Below are 23,232 nucleotides of genomic sequence, written 5' to 3' on the forward strand. Positions count from 1 at the left end.
CTGTTTTAGCCACGTCGATCCAGCCACCGCAGAAACCTGGCTCCAAGCCCACGCCGTCTGGTGGAATCATGCTTAAGTTAACACGACCGCGGTACCAGATGTGAAAACCGGGTCAACGGCGGCATCGCCCGAGCATCGGTCCCCGCAAACCTCGAGCACGGAACCGCGGTTCGAGTCCGGCCGGTGCCGTCCCGTCTGCCCATCGCCGATTAGAATTATTTCTTACTCGAGTACCTATTGATACACCTCCAATTACGAACTATTTCGATGGAGTGGGAAAGCTCCCTCTCGAAGCTATCACAGTGCCACAAACCGGATTTTAATCCTCTTAGTGGGTATGTCGTACCACACAGCGAATAGAATCCTCCATGCTTATGCATCAGGACAGTGGTGCATCACGTGTATGTCTGAAACCGGGATGGAGTCCCGTCCGCTGGTCCGACAGCTCCCGGACCCAGCCACAGCGCCGAACGTGCGGTACGATCCGTCGCTCGAGGAACTCCGCGAACTCGCCGCGCCCGACGAGACGACCACCGAGTTCGGGTCGCCGTCGTACGTTAGCGAGTTCCGTTCGCGGAGCGCCGATCGGACGAAAAACGCCGTCGACGACGAGTTCACCGACCGCGATCACGAACTGATCGACGAGGCCGTCGACAGCACCGACGACATCGAACTGCTCTGTGTCGACCGACTGATGGGCCGCCATCCGGAGGCGAGTTTCTGCTGTCGGCTCTTCGTTCCCGTCGAGCACGCCCGGATCGCCTACGCGTGGGCGAAACTCTTCGAGCCGTCGGACGGGCGAGACCCCGATCTCTACACCGTCCAACTTCCCGACCACGACGAGACCGCGATCCGTGTGCTTCCCGACACCGGATTCACCGCCGTCCTCGGCAGCGACTACACCGGTGAGGCCAAGAAGTCGTTCCTCCGGCTGTTCATGTACCGGATCAAACAACAGGGCGGTCTCGGGCTCCACGCGGGGAGCAAGCGCGTCCGCGTCCGCGACGCTGACGGCGACCTCCGGACCGTCGGTCAGGTCTTCATGGGACTGTCCGCGACCGGCAAATCCACGCTGACCTCCCACGGCTGCTGGCTCGAGGAGCCGGAGGGAGCCTCGATGCTCCAGGACGACGTCTGTGGCCTCCTCTCGGACGGCTCCGTCGCCGGCAGCGAGGGCGAGGGGCTGTTCATCAAGACGATCGGCCTCGACGAGGACGAACAGCCCGAACTCTACGCGGCCGCGACCGACGAGTCGGCGATCCTCGAGAACGTCGCCGTCGACGACGACGGGACCGTCCGCTTCGACGAGGAACGCTATACGTCGAACTCCCGGGCCATCATCCAGCGCGACGAACTCGAGAGCGCCGACGAGGAGATCGACCTCGGCAGCATGGATCAGGTCTTCTTCATCACCCGCAATCCCCTGATGCCCCCAGTCGCCAAACTCGACGAGGAGCAGGCCGCCGTCGCCTTCATGCTCGGCGAGTCGATCCAAACCAGTGCGGGCGATCCGTCCCGGGCGGGCGAATCGATCCGCGTCGTCGGGACCAACCCCTTCATTATCGGTCCCGAGGGAGAGGAGGGGAATATCTTCCACGAACTGATCGATATCCTCGACGTCGACTGTTACGTCATCAACACGGGCTATCTCGGCGATCGGTCGGCGGATATCGGCGTCACCGAGTCCGTGACGATCCTCACGGAGGCCGCCCGCGGCACCATCGAGTGGACCCACGACGAGCGGATGGGGCTGACGATCCCCGACTCCATCCCGGGACTCGATGTCGACGACTACTACGTCCCCGACCACGTCGATGACTACGACGCGGCCCTGGCGGACCTGCGAACCGACCGTCGCGAGTACTTGGCGCAGTTCGACGAACTCCGCGAGGAGATCACGGACGCCGTCTACTGATCGATCGCTCCCCTCCGTCTCGGAGCGTGAACGACACTCCCGGCTTTCAGACCGCGTTGCGATCCCGGTGGGTGGCAGTACTTGCCGCGCACGCACACCGTTATATGTGTCGAGTTCTCACGGTTCGGTAATGAGTACCCAAGTGCGGAAACCGACCGCGAGAATCTGTGAATCGTGTGGTCGAGGTGAACAGTGGGACGAACGCCTCGAGGCCTGGCAGATCGCCCGCGACGGCGGCGAGAAACAGGTCGGCAACCCACACTGCATCCACGAGTGGGACATCACCGGTACCTTCACGCCTGTCGACGCGACCGACAGCTAGCCGACGCGCCGCGAGCGACGATACGGACGTTTTTGCCCGACTGGGTCGTAGCGCGTTCCATGCCGACCGTCTACATCACGGCACCGCCCGAGGCGGCCGACGAACTCGCCGAAACGCTGGTCGAAGAGCGACTGGCGGCCTGTGTCAACCGGCTATCGACGACATCGACCTACCGTTGGGAGGGCGAACTCCACCGCGACGACGAAGTCGTGTTACTCGCGAAGACTACCGACGACGCCTACGACGACCTTGTCGACCGCATTCGCGACAGTCATCCCTACGATGTCCCCTGTATCGAGCGCTTCGATGAGAGCGACGTTCTCGAGTCGTTTGCGGCGTGGCGAACGGAACGCGTCGACTGATGGGACGGCACCCGTTCGGCCTGCGTACGACAGACGGTCACAGACGATGACTGCCCGAATTAGCAACCCTTAAAACTCGCGCACGGGATATCACGGATATGGCTGGAACCATCGAAGTGCTCGTTCCGGGTGGCCAGGCCAACCCTGGCCCACCACTCGGTCCCGAGCTCGGACCGACGCCCGTCGACGTGCAGGCCGTCGTACAGGAGATCAACGACCAGACCGAAGCGTTCGACGGGACCGAAGTCCCCGTCACCGTCGACTACGAGGAGGACGGCTCCTTCGAGATCGATGTCGGTGTCCCGCCGACGGCGGCGCTGATCAAAGACGAAGCCGGTTTCGAGACCGGGAGCGGCGAGCCCCAGAAGGACTTCGTCGCGGACCTTTCCGTCGAGCAGGTCAAGACGATCGCCGAGCAGAAACACCCCGACCTGCTCGCGTACGACACGATCAACGCCGCGAAGGAAGTCGTCGGAACCTGTGCCTCGATGGGCGTCACCATCGAGGGCAACGACGCTCGAGAGTTCAAGCAGCGAGTCGACGACGGCGAGTACGACGACGTGCTCGCTAGCGAAGCGAGCGCCTGAAGACGGCGCAGCGAGTACTTCTCCGTTCTCGTAGAGGTGGGTAGCGTTGGCGATACCGTTTGGCACGCCGGGACGGCCGGTCAGTTTCCGTCTCCCGTCGAGCAGCCGTTGTCGCTAGTATCGGTCGAGATCGCTAACGCTCGCGTTCGATGGTCGGCGGATGGAGGAAAACAAAATCGCCCGTCGAGCCGAGGGTCCGGAGCGGGAACGCAGTTAGGGCGGCAACTTAGATCTTGTTCGCGGGCGGGACGGTCCGATCGTCGGGATGGGTCGCCCCGGACGCGCCGAATAGAACCCGGATGAACGCACCGGTTCCGAGCGTCCCGGCGAGCCCGACGAGAGCGACGGTGGCCGGAAGCGACAGTCCGGCGGCCCCGCTCGCGAGCGCCCCGACGAGCAGCCCGGTCGCGAGCCGGTCATCGCCGAGCCGTGCGGCGACGGTTCGGCCGATCGCGACGCAGCCGATCGCTATCGACGCCGGGAGAACGATCGCGCCGAGGATCACCATCGGAATCCCGAAGAACGTTCCGATGTCCGTATCGACGATCAGGTATCCCGTACTTGCGAGCCCACCCACGACGAGGAACCCCGGAATCCCGATGCAAAGCGAGATGATGGGACTCTGGCGTGATTTCGACACGGCCAGCCTGCTGCTGTTCTGTGCCAATCCGAAGACGACCATCGCCACGAGGGCGGTCGCCGCGAACTGGACGCCCATCCGAACGAACGGCTCGAGCGATCGATACGCCTCGAGTTCACCGCCGGCCGGTGCCAACACGGCGACCGAACTGATCCCCGCCCGACCGATAATAGTATATAAGTCTACTGGCCACATAGATACAGGATTCATCAGCATGCATAATAGAGTTTTCGGTTGTTGTGAGCGTGAATAATACGTTACTGTGATGAAACGAGGGAAAGAAGGCGGCCGCGTGGCTGTCCGTCTCGCCGATCCAGTCCCCGCGGCGACGACGGGCCGACCCCACCGCGAGGCGAGCGTACTGGTAGTTCGACGGGTTTAAGTTCGGGTTGGCCCTCGGTTCAAGGGAGACAGGCATCGCCTGTTTCACTGACCCGTAGGAGCAGTCCTGCGTACTACGGAGGTGAACGATGGCAGATTCGGATATTGAAACAGCAGTAGCGCGCGCACTCGAGGATTCGCCCGATCGGAACTTTACCGAAACGGTAGACCTCGCGATCAATCTGCGCGACCTAGACCTGAACGAACCGTCGAACCGCGTTGACGAGTCGATCGTCCTGCCGGCCGGAACCGGCCAGGAGACTCGGATCGTCGTCATCGCCGAAGGAGAGACCGCAGTCCGTGCCGAGGAGGCCGCGGACGAGGTGCTTTCGGTGGACGACGTGGCCGATCTGGACGACGACGAGGCCAAAGACATGGCCAACGAGACGGACTTCTTCATCGCCGAAGAGGCGATGATGCAAGACATCGCCCGGCACCTGGGTACCATTCTCGGTCCCCGAGGGAAGATGCCGGACCCGCTCTCGCCCGACGACGACGTCGTCGAAACCGTCAACCGGCTCAAAAACACCGTGCAGCTTCGCTCCGGCGACCGACGAACGTTCCACACGCTCGTCGGTGCCGAAGATATGGACGCCGAGGATATCGGCGACAACATCGACGTCATCCTGCGTCGCCTGCACGCCGACCTCGAGAAGGGCCCCCAGAACATCGACGCCGTCTACGTGAAGACGACGATGGGGCCGTCCGTGGAGGTGGCCTAGAATGAGCGCACAGGCTGAACGCAAAACCGAGAACCTTCCCCAGTGGAAGAAAGAGGAAGTCGACGAGCTCGCACGAATCATCGACGAGTACGAGAGCGTCGGCGTCGTCGGTATCGCCGGCATTCCCTCGAAGCAGCTCCAGGACATGCGTCGCGACCTGCACGGTACCGCCGTGTTGCGCGTCAGCCGCAACACCCTGCAGACGCGTGCCCTCGAGGACGCCGGATTCGGCGACCTCGTCGAGCACATCGGTGGTCAGGTCGGCATCATCGCGACGGACGAGAACCCCTTCTCGCTGTACAAGGAACTCGAGGCGTCGAAGACGCCCGCGCCGATCAACGAAGGCGAAGTCGCCCCGAACGACATCGTGATCCCCGAAGGGGACACCGGTGTCGACCCGGGACCGTTCGTCGGTGAACTCCAGGGTATCGGTGCGAACGCGCGCATCGAAGAGGGGTCGATCCAGGTCATGGAGGACTCGACGGTCCTCGAGGCCGGCGAGGAAGTCTCCGCCGATCTGGCGAACGTCCTCAACGAACTCGGAATCGAGCCCAAGGAGGTCGGACTCGACCTGCGCGCCGTCATCGCCGAGGGCGTGCTCTTCGACCCGGAGGATCTCGACATCGACATCGAGGCCTACCGGAGCGACGTGTCGACGGCCGCCGCCCGCGCTCGGAACCTCTCGATCAACGCGAGTTTCCCGACCGCGACGACGGCCCCGACGCTCATCGCCAAGGCCACGGGCGAGGCCAAGAGCCTCGGCCTGCAGGCCGCCATCGAAGACGAAGACCTGATGCCCGACCTCGTCAGCAAGGCCGACGCACAGCTGCGTGCGCTCGCCGGCCAGATCGACGACGAGGAGGCGCTTCCTGACGAACTTCAGGACGTCGCGGCTCCCGCCGAACCGGCGGCGGCCGACGACGAGGACGAATCGGCAGACGACCAGACTGACGACGAGGCCGAGACCGAAGACGCCGAGACCGACGATGACGATGACGACGGCGACGGCGCGGCCGGTCTCGGCGAGATGTTCGGTTAATCAACGGAGGATCCAACAATGGAATACGTATACGCTGCACTCATCCTGAACGAATCGGACGAAGAGATCAACGAAGACAACCTGACGAACGTGCTCGACGCTGCCGGCGTCGACGTCGAGGAGTCCCGAGTCAAGGCGCTCGTCGCCGCGCTCGAGGACGTCGACATCGACGAGGCAGTCTCCGAGGCCGCTGCCGTCCCCGCTGGCGGAGCCGCCGCAGGCGGTGCCGCGGGTGGCGAGGCCGCTGCCGATGACGGCGGCGAGGAAGAAGAGGCCGAAGAGACCAGCGACGTGCCGGACACGACGGACGACGACGACGATGACGACGAGGCCGACGGCGAGGGTCTCGGCGAACTCTTCGGATAACGTTCCCGTCGGTTCGGTTCCGACGAGTTGTAATCCCGAATTTTCTTTCGACTCGAAGTCGAGTGGCGACGCCGATCGAGGCCGAAACCGGAGATATCACAATACAACTTGATGTAACGACCAGCGAGGTTACTGCTCAGCAAGCGAGTAACCAAGGAGGCGTTAGATTAGAATCGACGACTGAAACAGTCAATCCCTCAAAGGGGGTATACCCAACCGACCCCTCGGAAGTGACGATACAGGGGCACGGTTGTGGATGCACATTGAAATGCAGCCTCTGTGTTCAGATATACAAACATGTCTGTAAGCATGGGTGTTGGGGGTGCTTCGACTATCTGCGCAGTACTTGATATTGGCGGTATCCCAGGAAGTCTCACGTGTGCGACTATCGCAAGAACCGTGTGCAGGAAAGAAACATCGAGTTGGGATTGCGGTAGTCTGGCAGCCCAGAAGTTCTGCAACAAGAACTTCGACCTCTGTGACGCAGTTCTATAAGTTCAACATCCCACAGACATCTATTTTATTAACTGTAAGTATAGTATTTATTTCTATAGAATTCTTCGACAGTAGTTGTAGGAAGCTATGAGTAGTATGAATCCAATACCTATAACGAAACTCTCGGCTGCCAACTCAAATATACTGCCCCGATCAAGCATAAAGTTCACCAAAAAATAGATAACAATAAGAATTAATCCCTGTTCCACGATTACTCTCTTTTCATTCGACTCCATCATATTTTCGAATTGATATTATATATATATATTAAATGTCTTGCTTTTGTATAGCGTGCCAGAACCAAGTCACGGCACGAAGGTCGTCCAAAATGAGGGTATAATGTGGTTCAGTCCGACCGGTACCACCATATCAGGTCGTGTGCATTAACAGCAGCGACGACCGACGAGCGAGCGGCCCGCCTTGAGACCCTGTCGATGCTCAGCGAGACTGCTTTGATCCCGTGGAAAGGTAATCTCGGCGAGCATTACGGGGGGATTCGAGGAAACCCACATCGACGGCTTCACGGTCCAACCGTGACGACTTGCTCGACGCGCTCGTACTCGCGGCTACGTCGCAAGCGAGCAATCTCCGGCGGCTCTCGTCGTTGCGGATAGCGCGATTCCAACCGACGACGAGACCGGCTTCCCCCAGGAAATCATCGATCACGATCCGGAACAGTGAGGCGATGCCCGAGATCATATAAACGAAGCCGCGGCCAAAGCCGGAGATGCCCGCGCCGATCGAAGTCGTGAGCGAGCCGGCAGTAACCCTCCAGTTGCTGGGCTGGGTACTTGCCGGCTCCCTACTGGGGTGTTGTAGCGGGCTCGTCCCCGGCGTGCACGCCAACAACTTCGCGTTCCTGCTGGCCGGGGCCGCGCCGTCGGTCCCCGCACCGCCGCTGTTCGTCGGCTGTGCGATGCTCGCGGCCGGCGTCGTCCACACCTTCTGTAACGCCGTCCCGGCGATGGCGCTCGGCGTTCCCGACGCGGAGATGGCCATGACCGCACTGCCGGGCCATCGGATGGTTCTCGAGGGGCGGGGGTACGAGGCCGTTCGGCTCTCCGCGCTCGGCAGCATCCTCGCCGTGATCGCGGCGGTTCCGCTGGCCGTTCCCGTCACCTGGGCCGTGACGGCCGTCTATCCGACGCTCCGGGCCCACCTGTCGCTCGTTCTCGCGACGGTCACAGTCGCGCTGATCGCCTCGGAGCCGACCTGGCGCAGCCGGTTCGGCGCGGTACTCTCGTTCGCGCTCGCGACCGGCCTCGGCGCGCTCACGCTAGATCTCGCCACCGACGCCCCGCTCGAGGCGGGCGGCACGCTCGCGCCCCTTTTCGCCGGCCTCTTCGGCGCGCCGGTGTTGATCGACGCGATCCGGGGTAGCGGGATTCCGCGACAGGAGGACGACGGCGTACGGGCCTCGCGACCGTTCATCGGCGTCACCGCCGCCGCCGGCGCGCTTGCGGGTGCCGTGGTCGGCTATCTGCCCGGAATCACGGCGGCGATCGCCGCCGTCGGGGTGTTGGCGCTCGTCCCGAACGGAGCCAGCGACCGCGGCTACATCGTCGCGACCAGCGGCGTCGACACGTCGAACACGATCTTCGCGCTCTTCGCGCTGGTCGCGATCGGTCAGCCCCGGACCGGCGTCGTCGTCGCGTTCGAGCGCACGGCCGCGCCGCTCGAGTTACCGCTCCTGCTCGCCGGCGTCGTCCTCGCGGGGCTGATCGGGTTCGCGGTCGTAATCGTCGTCGGCGACGTCTATCTCGAGGTGGTCGGCCGGCTGGCCTACTGGAAGGTGTCGGTTGCCGTCCTCGCCGTCCTGCTCGCCCTGTCGTACCTGTTTACCGGCCCGGTCGGCATCGCGATCTTCGCCGCTGCGACCGCGATCGGACTGGTGCCGGTTCGGGTGCGGTGTCGCCGCGTCCACCTGATGGGCGTACTGATCGGACCGCTGATGCTCGGCCTCTGATCCGGTCGCCGTCAGTCGTCGCTGGAGGTGGCATCGCGAGCGGCCGCGACGAGCGCTTCGACGCGCTCCCGTGAGACCGGAGCGGTCGTCTCACCTCCGCGTTTGAGTGCGGTGCCGACGATGACGCCGTCCGCGTCCGCGCCGAAGCACTCACTGACCGTCTCGCTCGTCACGCCGCTCCCGACGAACACCGGAACCCGATCGTGACCCTGCTCCGCGAGCGCGTCGGTGACGCGTTCGATGTCCGCGAGGGAGGCTTCGACGCCGGTTCCGGCTCCGGAAACGATGACGCCGTCGGCCGCGCCGCGCTCGACCGTCTCGAGGGCCGTTCGCTCGATATCCCGCCGTCCCATCGGCGTCGCGTGCTTGACGTGGACATCCGCGAGGATGTCCACATCGGCCCCGATCCGATCACGAAGTCGGAGCGTCTCGTGGGCCCGGCCCTCGACGAGACCCTGATCGGTCGCCGCGGTGCCCACGTGGACGTTGACCCGGACGAACGCGGCGTCGGCGGCCGCCGCGATCGACAGCGCGGCGCGGGCGTCGTTGCGGAGCACGTTGATTCCAACCGGCACGTCGACGGCGTCGGTCAGTGCCGTCGCGACGGCCGTCATCTCCGCGACGACGTGTTTCGGAACGTCATCGGGGTGGAACGGCGCGTCGCCGAAGTTCTCGAGGACGATGCCGTCGACGCCGCCCGCCTCGAGCCGGGTGGCATCCTCGAGTGCGCGGGTTCGGACGGTCCGGCGATCGCCGTCGAAGGCCGGTGCGCCGGGGAGCGGCGGGAGGTGAACCATGCCGATGACGGGGTGGTCGGCGTCGAATCGCTCCGGAAGTGCTGTGGCCGTGGCCATATCGGTGGTGGGAGCGAGCCGGATAAATGAGTGCGGATCGCTCCACCGGCAGAGACACGTTGTACGGACGATCCGGCAAGCCCCGCTCCCTCCACGGCTGTTTTTTCCGCAGCGCGGTAACGTTCCGGCGATGGCAGACGTACTCTCTCCGTTATCGTTGCGCGACCGCGAGGCGGAAAACCGGATCGCCGTCTCGCCGATGTGTCAGTATTCGTGTGAGCGCGACGGGCTCGCGACCGAGTGGCACCGCGTCCACCTCGGGAGTCGGGCCGTCGGCGGTGCCGGCATCGTCATGACCGAGGCCACGGCCGTCGAGCCGGCCGGCCGCATCACGCCCTACGACTTGGGGATCTGGAGCGACGAACACGCGGCCGCGCTCGAGCCGATCACCGAGTTCATCCGCGAGCAGGGCGGGCTGCCCGGCATCCAACTCGCCCACGCGGGTCACAAGGCCAGCAAGGAACGGCCCTGGGAGGGCCACGTCCCGATCCAGCCCGACGGGACCGATCCCAACGGCGCGTCCGGTTGGGAAGTCCTCTCGCCGTCCCCCGACGCCTACCCGCCGTTCGACGGCGACCGGCCGGCGATGCGGAAGGCCGACCAGGACGATATCGAGGGCGTCATCGAGGCCTATCGCGCGGCGGCCGAACGGTCGCTCGAGGCCGGCTTCGAGATCGCGGAGATCCACGCGGCCCACGGCTACCTGCTCCACGAGTTCCTTTCGCCGGTCACGAACACCCGCGAGGACGACTACGGCGGCAGCTTCGAGAATCGAACGCGACTGGTCCGCGAGGTCGTCGCAGCCGTCCGCGAGGTCTGGCCGGACGATAAGCCGGTCTTCGTCCGCATCTCCGGCACGGACTGGCTCGACGACCGCGAATCGTGGGACATCGAGCAGTCGGTCCGACTGGCGAACGACTTCGCCGATCTCGGCGTCGATCTGGTTGACGTGAGTTCGGGCGCGCTCCACCCCGAACAGTCGATTTCGGGCGGCCCGAACTTCCAGGTGCCGCTGGCAGAGCGGGTCCGTGAGGAAGCAGATGTCGCCGTCGGTGCGGTCGGCGGTGTCACCGAACCGGAACAGGCAGACGCGCTGGTCCGCAACGGCCGCGCCGACCTCGTGCTCGTGGGCCGGGAGTTCCTGCGCGATCCGTACTTCGGCCTCCGCGCAGCCGACGACCTCGAGCGTGACCCGGACGCGGCCGCGAACGCGTGGCCGGCCCAGTACCGGCGCGCGGCGAAGCGGTAACGCGGTCGACTCGGCTGCGGGTTCGAACCGGTCCGGAGGATGGGACGCGAGTTACGCGCCGTCGAATCCGTCCAGCCATCCGGTGACCGAGGACTGCAACGCGCCCGTCGTCGTCCCGATATTCAGGAGTTGATAGCCGTTCGCGGCCTTTTCGTTGACATCGTCCATGCCGAAGCCGAGTCCGCCCACCGGGACGTCCGCCTCGACGGCGGCCGACCGGATCGTCTCGACGGCTTCCTCGACCTCCGGATGATCGAACTCGCCGGGATGGCCCAGCGAGACCGAGAGATCGAGCGGGCCGATGAAGACGAAGCCGAGTTCGGGGACCGCGAGGATATCGTCGAGTTCGTCGAGCGCAGACTGCGTCTCGACCGTGACCCCGACGACGGCCGACTCGTCCTCGCTGGTCACGTACTCGTCGGTCAGCCCCCAGCGGCCGGCACGCGGGTTCGCCATGCCCCGGCGGCCGGGTTCGCCGTCGTACTCGAACCGACCGGCCCGAACCGCCGCCCTGAGTTCCTCGGCGCTACCGACTCGCGGGAGGAAGACGTTCCGAACGCCAGCGTCGAGGGCTTTCCGCACCAGCGACGGATCGGTATCGGGGAGTCGCACCAACAGCTCCGTCTCGGTGCCGTCCACTGCGCGCAGCAGTTCCTCCAGCCGGCCCGCGTCCCGCGGACTCGGGCCGCCGTGCTCGAGGTCGATCCAGACGAAATCGACGCCCAGCGCCGCGTAGAGTTCGACGACCGTCGGACTGTACGTGTTCTCGAGGACGCCAAGCGCCACGTCGCCGGACGCGAGCGTCTCGCGGAGCGCGTTACCGCGCGGTGGCTGACTCATACGGCCGAAAGTCACGCTCGCCTGCGACTAAAGTCTGCGGCCAGCGGCGTTCCCGGCCTGAACCGAAGGGATCGAAAACAACCGCGGACGGGCACGTCAGTCGTCCGTCCACTTGATCGAACAGCCACGGGAGGGCTGCCACTCGAGGTCGACCGACGCACCGGCGAGGACGGCGTCGATCGCCTCGCGGATGTGGTACCGGCTCGGCTCGTCGTCGGGGTTGAGAGCGTCGTCGAGACGGCCGTGGTAGACCAGTTCGAACTCGTCGTCGTCACGAGCGAAGAGGAACGGATCGGGCGTGCAGACCGCACCGTAGGCGCGGGCGACGTCCTGACTCTCGTCGCGGAGATAGGCGTCGTACTCGATTGTCCCCTCGTCGACGTACTCCCGCATCTGCTCGACGGAGTCGTCAGGGTACTCCGCGGCGTCGTTGGGATTGATCCCGACGACCGAGACGTCGTCGTACTCGTCGGCCAGTTCGTTCAGCAAGTCAAATTTCGCCTGCGCGTACGGACAGTGATTGCACGTGAACACGAGCAACAGCGCCTCGTCGTCGGCGAAGCTCTCGAGCGAGTGCGTCTCGCCGTCGACGCCCTCGAGTTCGAACTCTGGAGCGGGGTCGCCGGCGTCGAGTTCCGACTCGGACTCTGTGAGGACCATGTCCGACCGTTCGGCTCGTGCGGCCTTAATCGTCACGTTCGGGGGAGTCGGGTTCCACAGGCGGTCCACGACGCGCGGCCGCTGGCACCCCGCCTATCCGAACAGTTCCGCGACCGCCAGACGTATCCCGGGAACGACCAGCAGGGCGATCCCACCGACGAGCAGGGCGAGCGGGACGACCAGGGTGATGTCGGTCAGCAGCCAGAGTCCGAGACCGCCAAGGATCGCCAGCAGGCCCACCAGCCGGAGCAGCCAGACGAACAACCCCTCGAGTTCCGAATCGGCGACGACGTCGGCGAGTTCGAGTACCTCATCCATGGGTGTCCGAAACTGGCCGATAGGAACATTTAATCCTACTGATAGATATCGCGAGTCGAGCCCTCGCGTTCCCCGTGACGACCTACATATTTGTACCCCCGGCCGCATCGACTGGGTATGAAGACGCTCGAGGTCACCGACGAGCAGTACGCGTTCATTCAGCACCTCCGCGAGGAGATTTCCGAATCGGTCGTCGGCAAGTACGGGTTCGTCCGCGAACAGGACGCCGTCCAGTTTCTGATCGACAACCTCGACGAGGAAATCGAAATCGACGCCGACGAGTTCGAATCCTCGGCGACCGACGACGTTTCGGCGTCCGTCGGCGCGGCCATCGACGGGAGGAACGATCCGAACGACCTCGAGACGGTCTCCTACGACGAAGGCGACGCCGCTGACCCGCCGGCCGACGCGGGAGACGCCGACGGCTCGAGCGAGACGACCCCGACCGACGACGCGGACGAGACCGGAACTGAATCGGACGACGGCGAAGCCGACCCGGACGCCGACGACGGCGATGAGGACGCGAGCGCCGACACCGACGGCGACGGCTCGGCCGACGACGACGACATGTTAGACGAGATGATGAGCCTGCTCGAGACCCACGACGACAAGTGGGCGGAGTCCGACGCGGCGGATTTCCGGTACACCGTCGACCTCCCCGACGGCTCGAGCGAACAGGTCCAGACGAAAGACGACGTGCGGGCGTTGCTGTTCAAGAATTATCGCTGATACAGCCGGGACAGCGCCGTCTCGCCGGGTTCCGTCGCCGCAGCCGACGAGATCGTCGGTATCGTGACGCGAGTCAGGTGAGCGGCCGCTCGAGTGTGGGCCTGCGACGGAGCGCCCTCGTATCGCGTTCCGAGAACCGATCTCGCTCACGGGACTGCCGTCGGTCGTCAGTGCGTGCGGTCAGATCGCTCCGTTGATGATGTTCGCGACTTCCTGTCGATCGAATAGATGTTCGTCGCCGGTCACATCGCCGAACTCTTCTGGGAACAGTTGCTTCGCTGCTCGTTCCGTCAGGAAGAGGTTGTGAATCGGGCCCTGGTTGAGGTAACCGCCGCGATACACGCGCCCGTTCTGTACGGCAGTGAGTTCACTCCCGACGGGATGGCGCTGCATATAGTCGAGAACCGTGTCACGGAAGTCCGTCGCGGACTTCCGCTCGTGGCCGCGGATGAGGATCACATCAGGGTCGATCTCGAGCAGGTTCTCGTAATCGAGTTTTCCCCGGTTCGTGGTGCTGAGATTCTCGGTTCCCGTCCCCGCCAGCGCGTCGTGGATACCGAGGTCCCGCCATTGTTTCTTGCTCGTCCCCTCGTCGTCGAGCCGGTACGGCGAGAACGCCTCCGGCTCTTCGGCACCCTCGAACGTGAGGAAGACGGACGGGCGGTCGTCGGCCGGTGGGAGCCGCTCCTGCACCGACGCGATGAATGCGGTGTGGAGTTCGCGAAACGCCTCGTAGCGATCACGCTGTTGGAACACTGCCGCTACTTTCTCGAAAGCCTCGTACAACGTGTAGTAGCGGTAGTCGTGCCATTCGTCCGATCGACGGAAGATCAGGTTGCCGACGAACGGCGCGACCATCGACGTGATTTCGTCGATATCCGCATCGTCCCACCCGAACCAGTTGATGAGCATCTGTGGATCGTACAGGTGCACGTCGCTGTCGAGTTCGTAGAACTCCTCTTTGGTCCGAACCTCCGGATAGGACTCGAGGATATCTCGATCGACTGTGACTCCGGGGAGTTCGTCGTACACGTAGGTGTAGTACCGGTTCGCTCCGCCGAGCCCCGCTAATCCATCAGCTTGCCCCAGTGCGACGGCCATATCCGCGTATCCGCCGTCGTACGCGACCCAGCGCTCGGGTACCGTCTCGAAGGTGACGCTTCCCATCGGTTCCATCGACACCGAGTACGAGGCGTTCCCACTCGTCTCGCCCTGCTTGCTCTGGTCGGCCAACTCTGAACAGCCGGCGAGGGCAACGCCGGCCGCGAGCGTTGTGCCGTATTTTAGCGTGTCTCTGCGTGTCGGTACATCGTGTGTTGTCTCATCTACCCCCATGATTTTAGGCCGGCCTAAAACACGATAAACGCTCCGGTTATTAGGCAAGTCTAACGTTGTTCGGCCGGCGGAACCACGGGGCGTCTCGAGGAGACTGGGTATCGTACCGGTTTCACCGGCTTGACAGCCCACAGCGTCGCGTACGGACCGTCCATCGCGAGCACCTCGTCGTGGGTCCCGTACTCGACGACCGTCCCCACGGGCCGCCGGCCGAACAACGTTAGACCTTTACACACGCTCGCGTTTGCACGCTGTATGAGCGAACGCGAGGTGCTCGAGTTGCTTCGTGAGAACGCGCGGTACTCCACGGCGGATATCGCGCGAATGACCGACCTTGAGGAACACGAGGTCGAGGCGACGGTCGAGGAACTCGAGGCGACGGACGTCGTCCGGGGCTACCAGGCGGTCGTCGACTGGGACAAACTGGAAGACGAGCGCGTCCGCGCCGAAGTCGAGTTGAACGTCACGCTCGACCGCGAGACGAGCTACGACGACATCGCGGAGCGCCTCGCACGGTTCCCGGAGGTCAAAGCCCTGCGGCTGATCAGCGGCGACTACGACTTCGACATGGAGGTCGAGGGCGACTCCATCCGCGAGGTCTCGCAGTTCATCAGCGAAAAGGTCGCACCCGTCCCCGAGATTACCCAGACGGTCACCCACTACGTGATGGCCTCCTACAAGGAGAACGGGATCGAACTCGGCGACGGCGAGGGGGACGACCGCCTCTCGTTCTCACCCTGACCATGACGTTCGAACTGTCAGACCGCGTGCAGACGGTGCCGCCCTCGGGCATTCGACGCTTCTTCGAGATCGCCGAGGAACGCGACGACGTCATCTCGCTGGGCGTCGGCGAACCCGACTTCGCGACGCCGTGGGCGGCCCGCGACGCCGCGATCGCGTCCTTAGAGCAGGGGAAAACCTCCTACACGGCCAACCGCGGGAAGCGAGAACTCCGCGAGGCGATCGCCGACTACGTCGCCGATCGGTTCGATCTGGGGTACGATCCCGGCGAGGAGATCATCGTCACGGCGGGTGCGAGCGAGGCTGTCGACCTGGCCTTCCGGGCCTTCGTCGACCCCGGCGATACGGTCGCGATCGCCCAGCCGGCCTACATCTCCTATGAACCCGGCGTGATTTTCGCCGGCGGCGACGTGTTGCCGGTGCCGACGACAGAGGAAGACGAGTTCCGCCTCACCGCCAAGGCACTCGAGGCGGCCGGCGCGGCCGACGCGGACGTGCTCGTCCTCTGTTATCCCAACAACCCGACGGGCGCGATCATGCCCGCCGAGGACCTCGAGCCGGTCGCGGCGTTCGCCCGCGAGCACGATCTGACGGTCCTGTCCGACGAGATTTACGCCGAGTTGACCTACGACGGCGAGCACACCTCCATCGCGACGCTGCCGGGGATGCGCGAGCGGACGATCGTCTTCAACGGCTTCTCGAAGGCCCACGCGATGACCGGCCTCCGGCTGGGCTACGCCCTGGGTCCCGCCGATGCCATCGGTGCGATGAACAAGATCCACCAGTACACGATGCTCTCGGCCCCGACGACGGCCCAGCATGCCGCGCTCGAGGCGTTGGATTCCTGTGAGGACGATGTCCGGGAGATGATCGCCCAGTACGACCGCCGCCGGCAGTTCGTCCTCTCGCGGTTCCGCGAAATCGGGATGGACGTCTTCGAGGCCAAGGGCGCGTTCTACTGCTTCCCCGAGGTCCCCGATGGCTTCACCGCCGAGGAGTTCGCCGAGGAGGTCCTGCGCGAACAGGGCGTGGCCGTCGTCCCCGGCGACGTCTTCGGCGAGGGCGGCGCGGGTCACCTGCGGATCTCCTACGCGACCGGCCTCGAGGACCTCCGACGGGCGCTCAACCGGATCGAAGCGTTCGTCGAAGAACACGCCTGAAACGGGAGTGACCGGCGTCGCTGCTCGAGAACACGCCCCTCGAGTAGTCCGCCCAACCGGAAAGGCCGGCCACGCACCGGGTGTAGCGATCACGAACAGTTTTCCCGGTCGCCCGCACTCTCGTGTATATGGCCGACTATCGTCCCATCCCGGACGAGCGGGACGTCTTTCACGAGTACCGCAGCTACGCGTTCCGGCCCGAGGAGGGGGTGCCGGCGTACGACCCCGACGAGCACGAAACGCCCCGCGCGACGCTCGGGTCCCGTCGCGGCGTGTACGAAGCCGATGCGGCCGACGACACCGAGCCCCGCTGTGTCTGTCGGCACTACTGGCTCGAGTCACGTGTTCGCGACGAAAGCCACCGAACGGCCGGACTCGCGTCCGTCGCGACGCCACCCGAGTACCGCCGACGGGGGTACGTCCGGCAGTTGCTCGCCGAGTCGCTCGCGGAGTATCGCGACCGTGACATCCGGTTTTCCGTACTGTGGCCGTTCAGTTATCGGTTCTACCGACAGTACGGTTGGGACACGTGCAATCGGATCGTCACCCACGAGTGCGAGCCCTCGGTGCTCTCGTTTGCGACCGCCACGGTCGATCGGGACGCGGGGTCGATCCGCCGATTCGCGGCCGACGAGTTCGAGTCGCTCGGACCGGCCTACGACGCCCACGCCGACCGATACTCGCTGGCCCTCGAGCGCGACACGGACTGGTGGCGATATCGCGTGTTCGCCGGCCACGACCGGGACCCGTTCGTCTACGCGTACGAACGCGACGGACAGGTGCGGGGCTATCTCGTTTACACGCTCGACGGCGAAATGGGCGACCGGACGATGGCCGTCTCCGAGTTCGTGTCCGCGGATCGCGATGCCACCCTGTCGCTGCTGTCGTTCTGTCACGATCACGCGTCACAGGTCGAGCGCGTGCAACTTCGCGTTCCCGCGGCCGTTCCGCTCCGCGATCTCGCTCGAGATCCCGACCGGATCGAGACCCACGTCGAGGACGGGCCGATGGTTCGTCTCGTCGATGTCGCGGACACGCTCTCCGCACTCTCGTACCCGGCTCCGGACGTCAGCCTAACGATCGCCGTCGATGACCCGCTGGCCGAGTGGAACGAGGACGTGTTCCGGCTGGCGGTCGCGGCTGACCACGCGGACTGTACCCGTCTCGGCGACCGGTCGACATCGGCGGCCGACGCTGACGTTCGCCTCGAGATCGGTGCACTCTCGCAGCTCGTCGTCGGGTTCCGATCTGCGGCGAGCCTCGATCGGACCGGAGAGATCGAGACGGCGGATTCGGAGGCCGTGGAGGCGCTGTCGATGCTCTTTCCGGAAACCGATGTCTACCTCGGTGATCGGTTTTGATCGCACGCGACGCTGCGTCGGCTGCTGGCTTCGACCGGCGGGGGAGAGGGATCGACGACGGACAGCGATTGTCACAGCATACCATCCAAACGCTCGGCCACGGCACTGAAATAGGACGTTCACTAACTACGTGCTAACTGTCTGTCGATGATGACTATCGTTGTGAGTGGCGATCGCCTCGAGCGCGAGGAGGGTCGGTGTCGGTCGGCGGGTCGGGGTGGAGAGCCGTGACGATGCGATCCGTTCCGATCGTCGATCGGGTGACCGACGCCTTCTTCGCCCTCGATACTGGCTTTCGGTTTACCTATCTCAACGAGCGAGCGGAGACGCTACTCGAGCGGTCCCGCGAGGAACTGATCGGGCGCGTCATGTGGGACGAGTTCCCCCAGACCGTCGAGACACAGTTCCCCGACGGGTTCCATCGCGCGATGGACGAGCAGGTGCCGGTTTCCTTCGAGATCTATCACATGCCCCTCGAGACGTGGTTCGAAGCCCGGGCGTATCCGTCTCCCACCGGCCTCTCGGTGTACATGCGCGACGTGACCGAGCGGAAGGCACAGGAGACGACGCTGGCCCAACACGCCGCCGTCGTCGAGGCGGTCCACGACGCCGTCGTCACGCTCGATCGCAACCGCGAAATCGTGACAATAAACGGTGCGACCGAGTCGATTCTGGGCGCGGAGCGGGCGGCCATCGTCGGTGAGCACGTCGAAACGCTCACCGAACTGGCCGGAATCGACGATCAACACGCCGTCGACATCGGCCGCGCGATCACCGATGTCGACGTCAGGAACGCGGATCGCCGCCAGCTCGAACTCCCCTACGTCGGCCCGGACGGTGACGACCGGATGGCCGAGTTCCGGTTCGTGCCGATCGAGGACAACACGGCGACCGTCGCCGCCGTGATTCGAGACGTCACCGATCGACACGAGTACGACCGCGTCGTCACGTCCCTCCACGAGATCACGCGGTGGCTCCTCGAGTCGGACGATCCGGAGGAGATCTGTGCGATCTCCGTCCACGCCGGCAGCGATCTGCTCGATCTCCCGATCAGCGGCGTCTGGCTCCTCGAAGAGGAACGAGGCTACCTCGAGCCCGTCGCCGGGACCGCGGATGCCCACGACGAGTTGGGCGGCCTCCCGCGGTTCAACGCCGGTGAAGGGCTCGTCTGGGACGTCTTCGAGGCCGGCGAAATCGAACTGTTCGACGACCTCGAGTCGGTCGACGGCCTCTACAACCCGGAAACGACGATCGGGTCGGAGATCATCGCTCCGATCGGTACCCACGGCGTCCTCATGACCGGCTCGCTCGATCCCCACTGGTTCGACGAGACCGACGTCGATCTCATCTCGACGCTCGTCGAAAACACGCGGGCCGCCCTCGATCGGGCCGAGCGGGAGCAGGTCCTTCGGGACCGGACGACCGAACTCGAGCGCCAGACCGAGCGCCTCGAAGCCGTGGCCGACGTCCTCTCGAGCGATCTGCAACGCCAACTCGAGGCCGTCGCCGACGCGCTCGAGGACGATCGGGCCGACGAGTGGGAGTTTCCCCTGGCGGAGGACACGGTCGAAACGACGCTCGACCGCACCGAAGGGCTCGTCGACGACATCCGGGAGTTCGCCCGCAACGCCTCGCGAGTCGGGACTCGCAGCCGGCTTCGCCTCGAGTCGGCGATCGCCGACGCCGTCAGCGAGTCCCGTCTCGACGAGGCAGCCGTCGTCGTCGACGGCTCGGCGGTGCTCCGGGCCGATCCTGATCGGTTTTCCCACCTGCTCGAGACGGCCTTCGACAGCGCCGTCGCACGGGCCGACGGCGACGTGGCGGTCCGGATCGGGCTCGTCGGGTTCGACGACGGCGGGAGCCGCGGCTTTTACATACTCGACGACGCGGCGAAAATCCCGCCGAACGCACACGATCGCGTGCTCGACCCGACCGCCGACGACGAGACCGCGATCGACGGACTCGGTCTCGCGCTCGTCCGTGCCATCGCCGAGGCTCACGACTGGGAGTGTACCGTCACCAACGGCGACGGCGGCACGCGGGTCGAGTTTCGGGGCGTGACGACACTCGAGCGCCGGCTCGAGTAACTCACTCTCGAATCACCGACTCGCCCGCGATGTCGCGACAGAGCTGTCGGTAGCCGTCTTGTTCGAACAGCGACTGCATCGTGTCGTTGACCTGGACCCGGAGGACCGCCAGTCGATCCCTGAGTTCGGCGTACTCCTGGCTCGACTTCCGTTGAGCGTCGGTCTTCTGATCGTCCAACAGCGCCTTCTTCGACGCGAGCGCGAAAAACTCCTGGAGTTTCTCGTTGTAGCTCGCTCGGAGCTGCAGTTGGTCGATGATGTCGACCAGTTCGCCCTTCGAGACCGGCTTGACGAGGTAGTCGTCGAATCCCAACCTGATGATGTCGAAGTCCGGTTCGACCGCCGTCACCATCGCGACGCGGCAGTCGAGGCCCCGCTCCCGGATCGTGTCGAGAACGGTGTCGCCGGAGAGTCCGGGCATCCGCCGGTCGAGCAGCACGACATCGACCGAGCCGTCGATGGCGTCCAGCGCGTCGTTACCGTCGTAGACCGTCTCGACGTCGCAGTCGTCCTCGAGCCAAGCGGCGTAGAGATCCGCGAGGTCGGGTTCGTCTTCGACGATCAGGACGGACGGGGTGTCGATTGTCATCGAAGTTCCTCCGAGACTATCGGTTCGTCGGGTAGGTGGTCCCGACTGTATATCAATATTCCGGACAATAGATCAGCGAAACCACGTCACGGATAGTTATTACTACCTCTTTGGCAGAGTGACACGAATGGTAACCCGGGTCGTGGTCGGTCGCTTCGTCGACGGCTCGTTACTCGAGGTCGCGGCCGATCGTCGCGCGTCGCTCGCGGATCGTAGCCGCGTCGGTTTCGATCGTCCGCCCGCCCGCGTCGATCGTCAACGCTCCGTCGTCGGTCGCGGTCCCGAGTTCGACGACGGGTGCGACGCCGTCGAACGCGTCGCGGACCGCCGCCGGCGCGTCGGTCTGGATCAGTGCCCGCCCAGGCTGTTCGTGGAACAACGTACCCGCGGGATCGTCGCCGGGGATCGACACCTCGAGACCGGCGTCCGCGGTGACCATTTCGGCGAGTGCGACGGCGAGACCGCCGTGGCTGACGTCGTGAACCGCGAGCGTCGCGTCCTCGTCCGCGACCGCTGCGAGCGTCTCGATCAGGGCCGCGGGGTCGTCGGGGAGCGCCGGGAACCGGTCGCTGCCGTCGAACTGCGCGAGGTACTCCGAGCCACCGAGTCGGACGTCGTCGGTTGCGAGGCCGCGATCACCGACGAGCAGCAGGTCGCCGTCGGCTGCGACCGACAGCGGCGGGGCGTCGTAGCCGTCCTTGGCACCGACCATCGCCAGCGTTGGCGTCGGCGGGATCGGCCCCGCGACGGAGTCGTTGTACAGCGAGACGTTCCCGCCGACGACCGGCGTCGAGAGGGTTTCGCACATCTCGGCGAGTCCGTCGACGATTCCCTTGAACCCACCGTACACGTCCGGTTTCTCCGGATTGCCGCCGTTGAGACAGTCGACCGCGGCCAGCGGCGTCGCCCCCTTGGCCGCGATGTTCGTCGCGTTCTCGAGCGCGACCGCGCGGGCCCCCTCGTAGGGCGCGGCGTCGGTCCAGTTCGGTGCCCCACCGGTAGATAGCGCGAGCCCCTGTTCGGCTTCTCGGACCGCCATAATCGCGGCGTCGTCGCCTGGTCCAACGCTCGTGCGGACGCCGACCTCGTGATCGTACTGCCGGTAGACCCACCGCTTCGAGGCCGTGTTCGGGCTCGAGACGACCGCGTCGAAGGCGTCAGTGAGGTCCGGGTCGGGCAGGTCGGGTTCCGGTTCGGGGGGCACCTCGCTCTCGAGGTCGTTCATCGGCGCGCCCTCGCCGAGGAAGAAGGCGTCGACATCGACGACCGTCTCGCGCTCTCCGGACTCGCTCCCCTCGAAGGTACAGACGTAGTTGCCCTCGGTGACCTCACCGATGACCGAACAGCCCAGATCGAACCGCTCGGCGATTTCGCGGACCCGCTCGACGTTGTTGGGCTCGACTTCGTAGCACATCCGCTCCTGGGATTCGGCGAGTAGGATCTCGAGCGCGTTCATGTTCGGCTCGCGCTGGTGGACCCGATCGAGTTCGATGTGGGCACCGAGATCGGCCTTGGCGACCATCTCGCTGGATGCACCGCCGAGACCGGCGGCACCGAGGTCGCGGGCCGATTCGATCAGGTCCTCGTCGACGAGTTGCTCGTTGGCCTCGATCAGCAACTTCTCCGCGTAGGGGTCCCCGACCTGGACGGCGGGGCGGTCCTCGGTCTCGGCGTCCTCCGCCAGGTCCTCGCTGGCGAAGCTCGCGCCGCCGAGCCCGTCGCGGCCGGTGGCGTTCCCGACGAGCACCAGTTTGTTGCCGGGCTCCTGGGCCTCGGCGGTCACGAGCCGCTCCTCGGTCGTCAGGCCGACGCAGGCGACGTTGACGAGCGGGTTCCCCTCGTAGTCCGTGTGGAAATCGACGCTGCCCGCGACCGTAGGAACGCCGATACAGTTGCCGTAGTGACTGATCCCCTCGACGACACCCTCGAAGAGGTACTTCGAGTGCTCGTCGTCGAACTCGCCGAAGTACAGCGAGTCCGCGAGCGCGATCGGGTAGGCACCCATCGAGAGCGTGTCCCGGACGATACCGCCGACGCCGGTCGCCGCGCCGTCGAACGGGTCGACGTAGGAGGGGTGGTTGTGGCTCTCGATCCCCAGCGTAACGTAGGTCTCCCCATCGAGCGCGACGACCGCCGCGTCGTCGCCCGGGCCGACGACGACCCGCTCGCCCTCGCTGTCGAAGGCCGACAGCAACGGTCGCGAGGAGCGGTACGCACAGTGCTCGCTCCAGAGGTTCTCGAACAGCGCCGCCTCCGCTCGAGTCGGCTCCCGATCTAACTCGGAGACGACGAGTTCGCGGTCCGAATCGGCAAGACTCATTCACCTAGGTGATGAAAGTCGGCCGGTAAATGGGTTTCTATATGCACGTTCATGGATAAAATACGCCTCGGAGCGGGCGAGCAGCGGCACGGTTCGGTCGAGAGGGTGGTCACTGCGGTGTCGGCGTAGATCGCGCGTGATCGTCGGGAAGGCAAGTCGGCGTCCCGTCGCGAACGTTTACTATCCGCAGTGTG

23 protein-coding genes and 1 pseudogene are annotated in these 23,232 nt (G+C 65.0%); 16 read left to right on the forward strand and 8 right to left on the reverse strand.

Translation table 11 applies throughout. The annotated features are described in order from the left end of the window. The 5 genes and pseudogenes from C487_RS22265 to C487_RS17985 all read left to right on the forward strand — a co-directional run. A pseudogene (locus tag C487_RS22265) lies at positions 1–76 on the forward strand (IS6 family transposase); the annotation flags it as partial. A 327-nt stretch (positions 77–403) separates the two neighbouring features. Then, the gene (locus tag C487_RS17970; protein ID WP_049908264.1) at positions 404–1,915 is read left to right on the forward strand and encodes a phosphoenolpyruvate carboxykinase (ATP); all 1,512 of its coding nucleotides are present in this window, start codon (positions 404–406) and stop codon (positions 1,913–1,915) included. A gap of 130 nt (positions 1,916–2,045) precedes the next feature. Next, entirely contained in the window at positions 2,046–2,237 is a 192-nt protein-coding gene (locus tag C487_RS17975; protein WP_006187267.1) for an HEWD family protein, read from the forward strand. 59 nt (positions 2,238–2,296) lie between these two features. Continuing rightward, entirely contained in the window at positions 2,297–2,599 is a 303-nt protein-coding gene (gene cutA, locus C487_RS17980) for a divalent-cation tolerance protein CutA (RefSeq protein ID WP_006187268.1), read from the forward strand. A gap of 98 nt (positions 2,600–2,697) precedes the next feature. Continuing rightward, a complete protein-coding gene (locus C487_RS17985) occupies positions 2,698–3,186 on the forward strand; it encodes a 50S ribosomal protein L11 (protein WP_006187269.1) in 489 nt (162 codons plus the stop codon). Positions 3,187–3,412: 226 nt separating this feature from the next. Here the strand turns inward: C487_RS17985 and C487_RS17990 are convergent, their stop codons facing one another. Beyond that, positions 3,413–4,021 (reverse strand): hypothetical protein, encoded by a 609-nt coding sequence (locus tag C487_RS17990; protein ID WP_162831897.1) that lies wholly within the window; start codon positions 4,019–4,021, stop codon positions 3,413–3,415. Between the two features lie 275 nt (positions 4,022–4,296). On the opposite strand from C487_RS17990, the gene C487_RS17995 reads away from it, so the two are divergent. The 5 genes from C487_RS17995 to C487_RS18020 all read left to right on the forward strand — a co-directional run bounded on the left by C487_RS17995 (position 4,297) and on the right by C487_RS18020 (position 8,795). After that, positions 4,297–4,929, forward strand: a complete 633-nt coding sequence (locus tag C487_RS17995; RefSeq protein WP_006187271.1) for a 50S ribosomal protein L1 — start codon at positions 4,297–4,299, stop codon at positions 4,927–4,929. Between the two features lies 1 nt (position 4,930). Further along, entirely contained in the window at positions 4,931–5,968 is a 1,038-nt protein-coding gene (locus tag C487_RS18000; protein ID WP_006187272.1) for a 50S ribosomal protein L10, read from the forward strand. Between the two features lie 18 nt (positions 5,969–5,986). Then, entirely contained in the window at positions 5,987–6,334 is a 348-nt protein-coding gene (gene rpl12p / locus C487_RS18005) for a 50S ribosomal protein P1 (protein WP_006187273.1), read from the forward strand. Positions 6,335–6,643: 309 nt separating this feature from the next. Beyond that, entirely contained in the window at positions 6,644–6,829 is a 186-nt protein-coding gene (locus C487_RS22110) for a halocin C8-like domain-containing protein (RefSeq protein WP_394295590.1), read from the forward strand. Between the two features lie 727 nt (positions 6,830–7,556). Beyond that, a complete protein-coding gene (locus C487_RS18020; RefSeq protein WP_006187276.1) occupies positions 7,557–8,795 on the forward strand; it encodes a tripartite tricarboxylate transporter permease in 1,239 nt (412 codons plus the stop codon). An 11-nt stretch (positions 8,796–8,806) separates the two neighbouring features. On the opposite strand, the gene C487_RS18025 is transcribed toward C487_RS18020, so the two are convergent. Next, positions 8,807–9,649: a BtpA/SgcQ family protein gene (locus tag C487_RS18025; protein WP_006187277.1), complete on the reverse strand. Its 843-nt coding sequence runs from the start codon at positions 9,647–9,649 to the stop codon at positions 8,807–8,809. Between the two features lie 130 nt (positions 9,650–9,779). Between C487_RS18025 and C487_RS18030 the strand changes: the two genes are divergently transcribed. Continuing rightward, on the forward strand, positions 9,780–10,898 hold the full coding sequence (locus C487_RS18030; protein WP_006187278.1) for an NADH:flavin oxidoreductase/NADH oxidase: 1,119 nt from the start codon (positions 9,780–9,782) through the stop codon (positions 10,896–10,898). A gap of 51 nt (positions 10,899–10,949) precedes the next feature. Here C487_RS18030 and C487_RS18035 read toward each other — a convergent pair whose 3' ends face one another. The 3 genes from C487_RS18035 to C487_RS18045 all read right to left on the reverse strand — a co-directional run bounded on the left by C487_RS18035 (position 10,950) and on the right by C487_RS18045 (position 12,716). Further along, entirely contained in the window at positions 10,950–11,738 is a 789-nt protein-coding gene (locus tag C487_RS18035) for an HpcH/HpaI aldolase family protein (RefSeq protein ID WP_006187279.1), read from the reverse strand. Positions 11,739–11,834: 96 nt separating this feature from the next. Then, on the reverse strand, positions 11,835–12,398 hold the full coding sequence (locus tag C487_RS18040) for a thioredoxin family protein (protein WP_006187280.1): 564 nt from the start codon (positions 12,396–12,398) through the stop codon (positions 11,835–11,837). 93 nt (positions 12,399–12,491) lie between these two features. Next, positions 12,492–12,716 (reverse strand): hypothetical protein, encoded by a 225-nt coding sequence (locus C487_RS18045; RefSeq protein WP_006187281.1) that lies wholly within the window; start codon positions 12,714–12,716, stop codon positions 12,492–12,494. A gap of 117 nt (positions 12,717–12,833) precedes the next feature. On the opposite strand from C487_RS18045, the gene C487_RS18050 reads away from it, so the two are divergent. Next, positions 12,834–13,445, forward strand: coding sequence for a hypothetical protein (locus tag C487_RS18050; protein WP_006187282.1), 612 nt, complete (start codon positions 12,834–12,836; stop codon positions 13,443–13,445). A gap of 180 nt (positions 13,446–13,625) precedes the next feature. On the opposite strand, the gene C487_RS18055 is transcribed toward C487_RS18050, so the two are convergent. Next, the gene (locus C487_RS18055) at positions 13,626–14,780 is read right to left on the reverse strand and encodes an ABC transporter substrate-binding protein (protein ID WP_049908265.1); all 1,155 of its coding nucleotides are present in this window, start codon (positions 14,778–14,780) and stop codon (positions 13,626–13,628) included. Positions 14,781–15,035: 255 nt separating this feature from the next. Here C487_RS18055 and C487_RS18060 point away from each other — a divergent pair, with 255 nt between their 5' ends. The 4 genes from C487_RS18060 to C487_RS18075 all read left to right on the forward strand — a co-directional run bounded on the left by C487_RS18060 (position 15,036) and on the right by C487_RS18075 (position 20,129). After that, on the forward strand, positions 15,036–15,521 hold the full coding sequence (locus tag C487_RS18060) for an Lrp/AsnC family transcriptional regulator (protein ID WP_006187285.1): 486 nt from the start codon (positions 15,036–15,038) through the stop codon (positions 15,519–15,521). Between the two features lie 2 nt (positions 15,522–15,523). Beyond that, entirely contained in the window at positions 15,524–16,681 is a 1,158-nt protein-coding gene (locus C487_RS18065; protein ID WP_006187286.1) for a pyridoxal phosphate-dependent aminotransferase, read from the forward strand. A gap of 128 nt (positions 16,682–16,809) precedes the next feature. Then, positions 16,810–18,042, forward strand: coding sequence for a GNAT family N-acetyltransferase (locus tag C487_RS18070; RefSeq protein WP_006187287.1), 1,233 nt, complete (start codon positions 16,810–16,812; stop codon positions 18,040–18,042). 233 nt (positions 18,043–18,275) lie between these two features. Next, positions 18,276–20,129 carry a PAS domain-containing sensor histidine kinase gene (locus tag C487_RS18075; RefSeq protein ID WP_006187288.1) on the forward strand — a complete coding sequence of 618 codons (1,854 nt, stop codon included), beginning with the start codon at positions 18,276–18,278 and terminating at the stop codon, positions 20,127–20,129. A 1-nt stretch (position 20,130) separates the two neighbouring features. Here C487_RS18075 and C487_RS18080 read toward each other — a convergent pair whose 3' ends face one another. Both C487_RS18080 and purL read right to left on the reverse strand, forming a co-directional pair. Further along, positions 20,131–20,718 (reverse strand): response regulator, encoded by a 588-nt coding sequence (locus C487_RS18080; RefSeq protein WP_006187289.1) that lies wholly within the window; start codon positions 20,716–20,718, stop codon positions 20,131–20,133. A 169-nt stretch (positions 20,719–20,887) separates the two neighbouring features. Then, positions 20,888–23,038, reverse strand: a complete 2,151-nt coding sequence (gene purL / locus C487_RS18085) for a phosphoribosylformylglycinamidine synthase subunit PurL (protein WP_006187290.1) — start codon at positions 23,036–23,038, stop codon at positions 20,888–20,890. Between the last annotated feature and the right edge of the window lie 194 nt (positions 23,039–23,232).

It is taken from the genome of Natrinema pallidum DSM 3751, from assembly GCF_000337615.1.
Taxonomy (GTDB): Archaea; Halobacteriota; Halobacteria; order Halobacteriales; family Natrialbaceae; genus Natrinema; species Natrinema pallidum.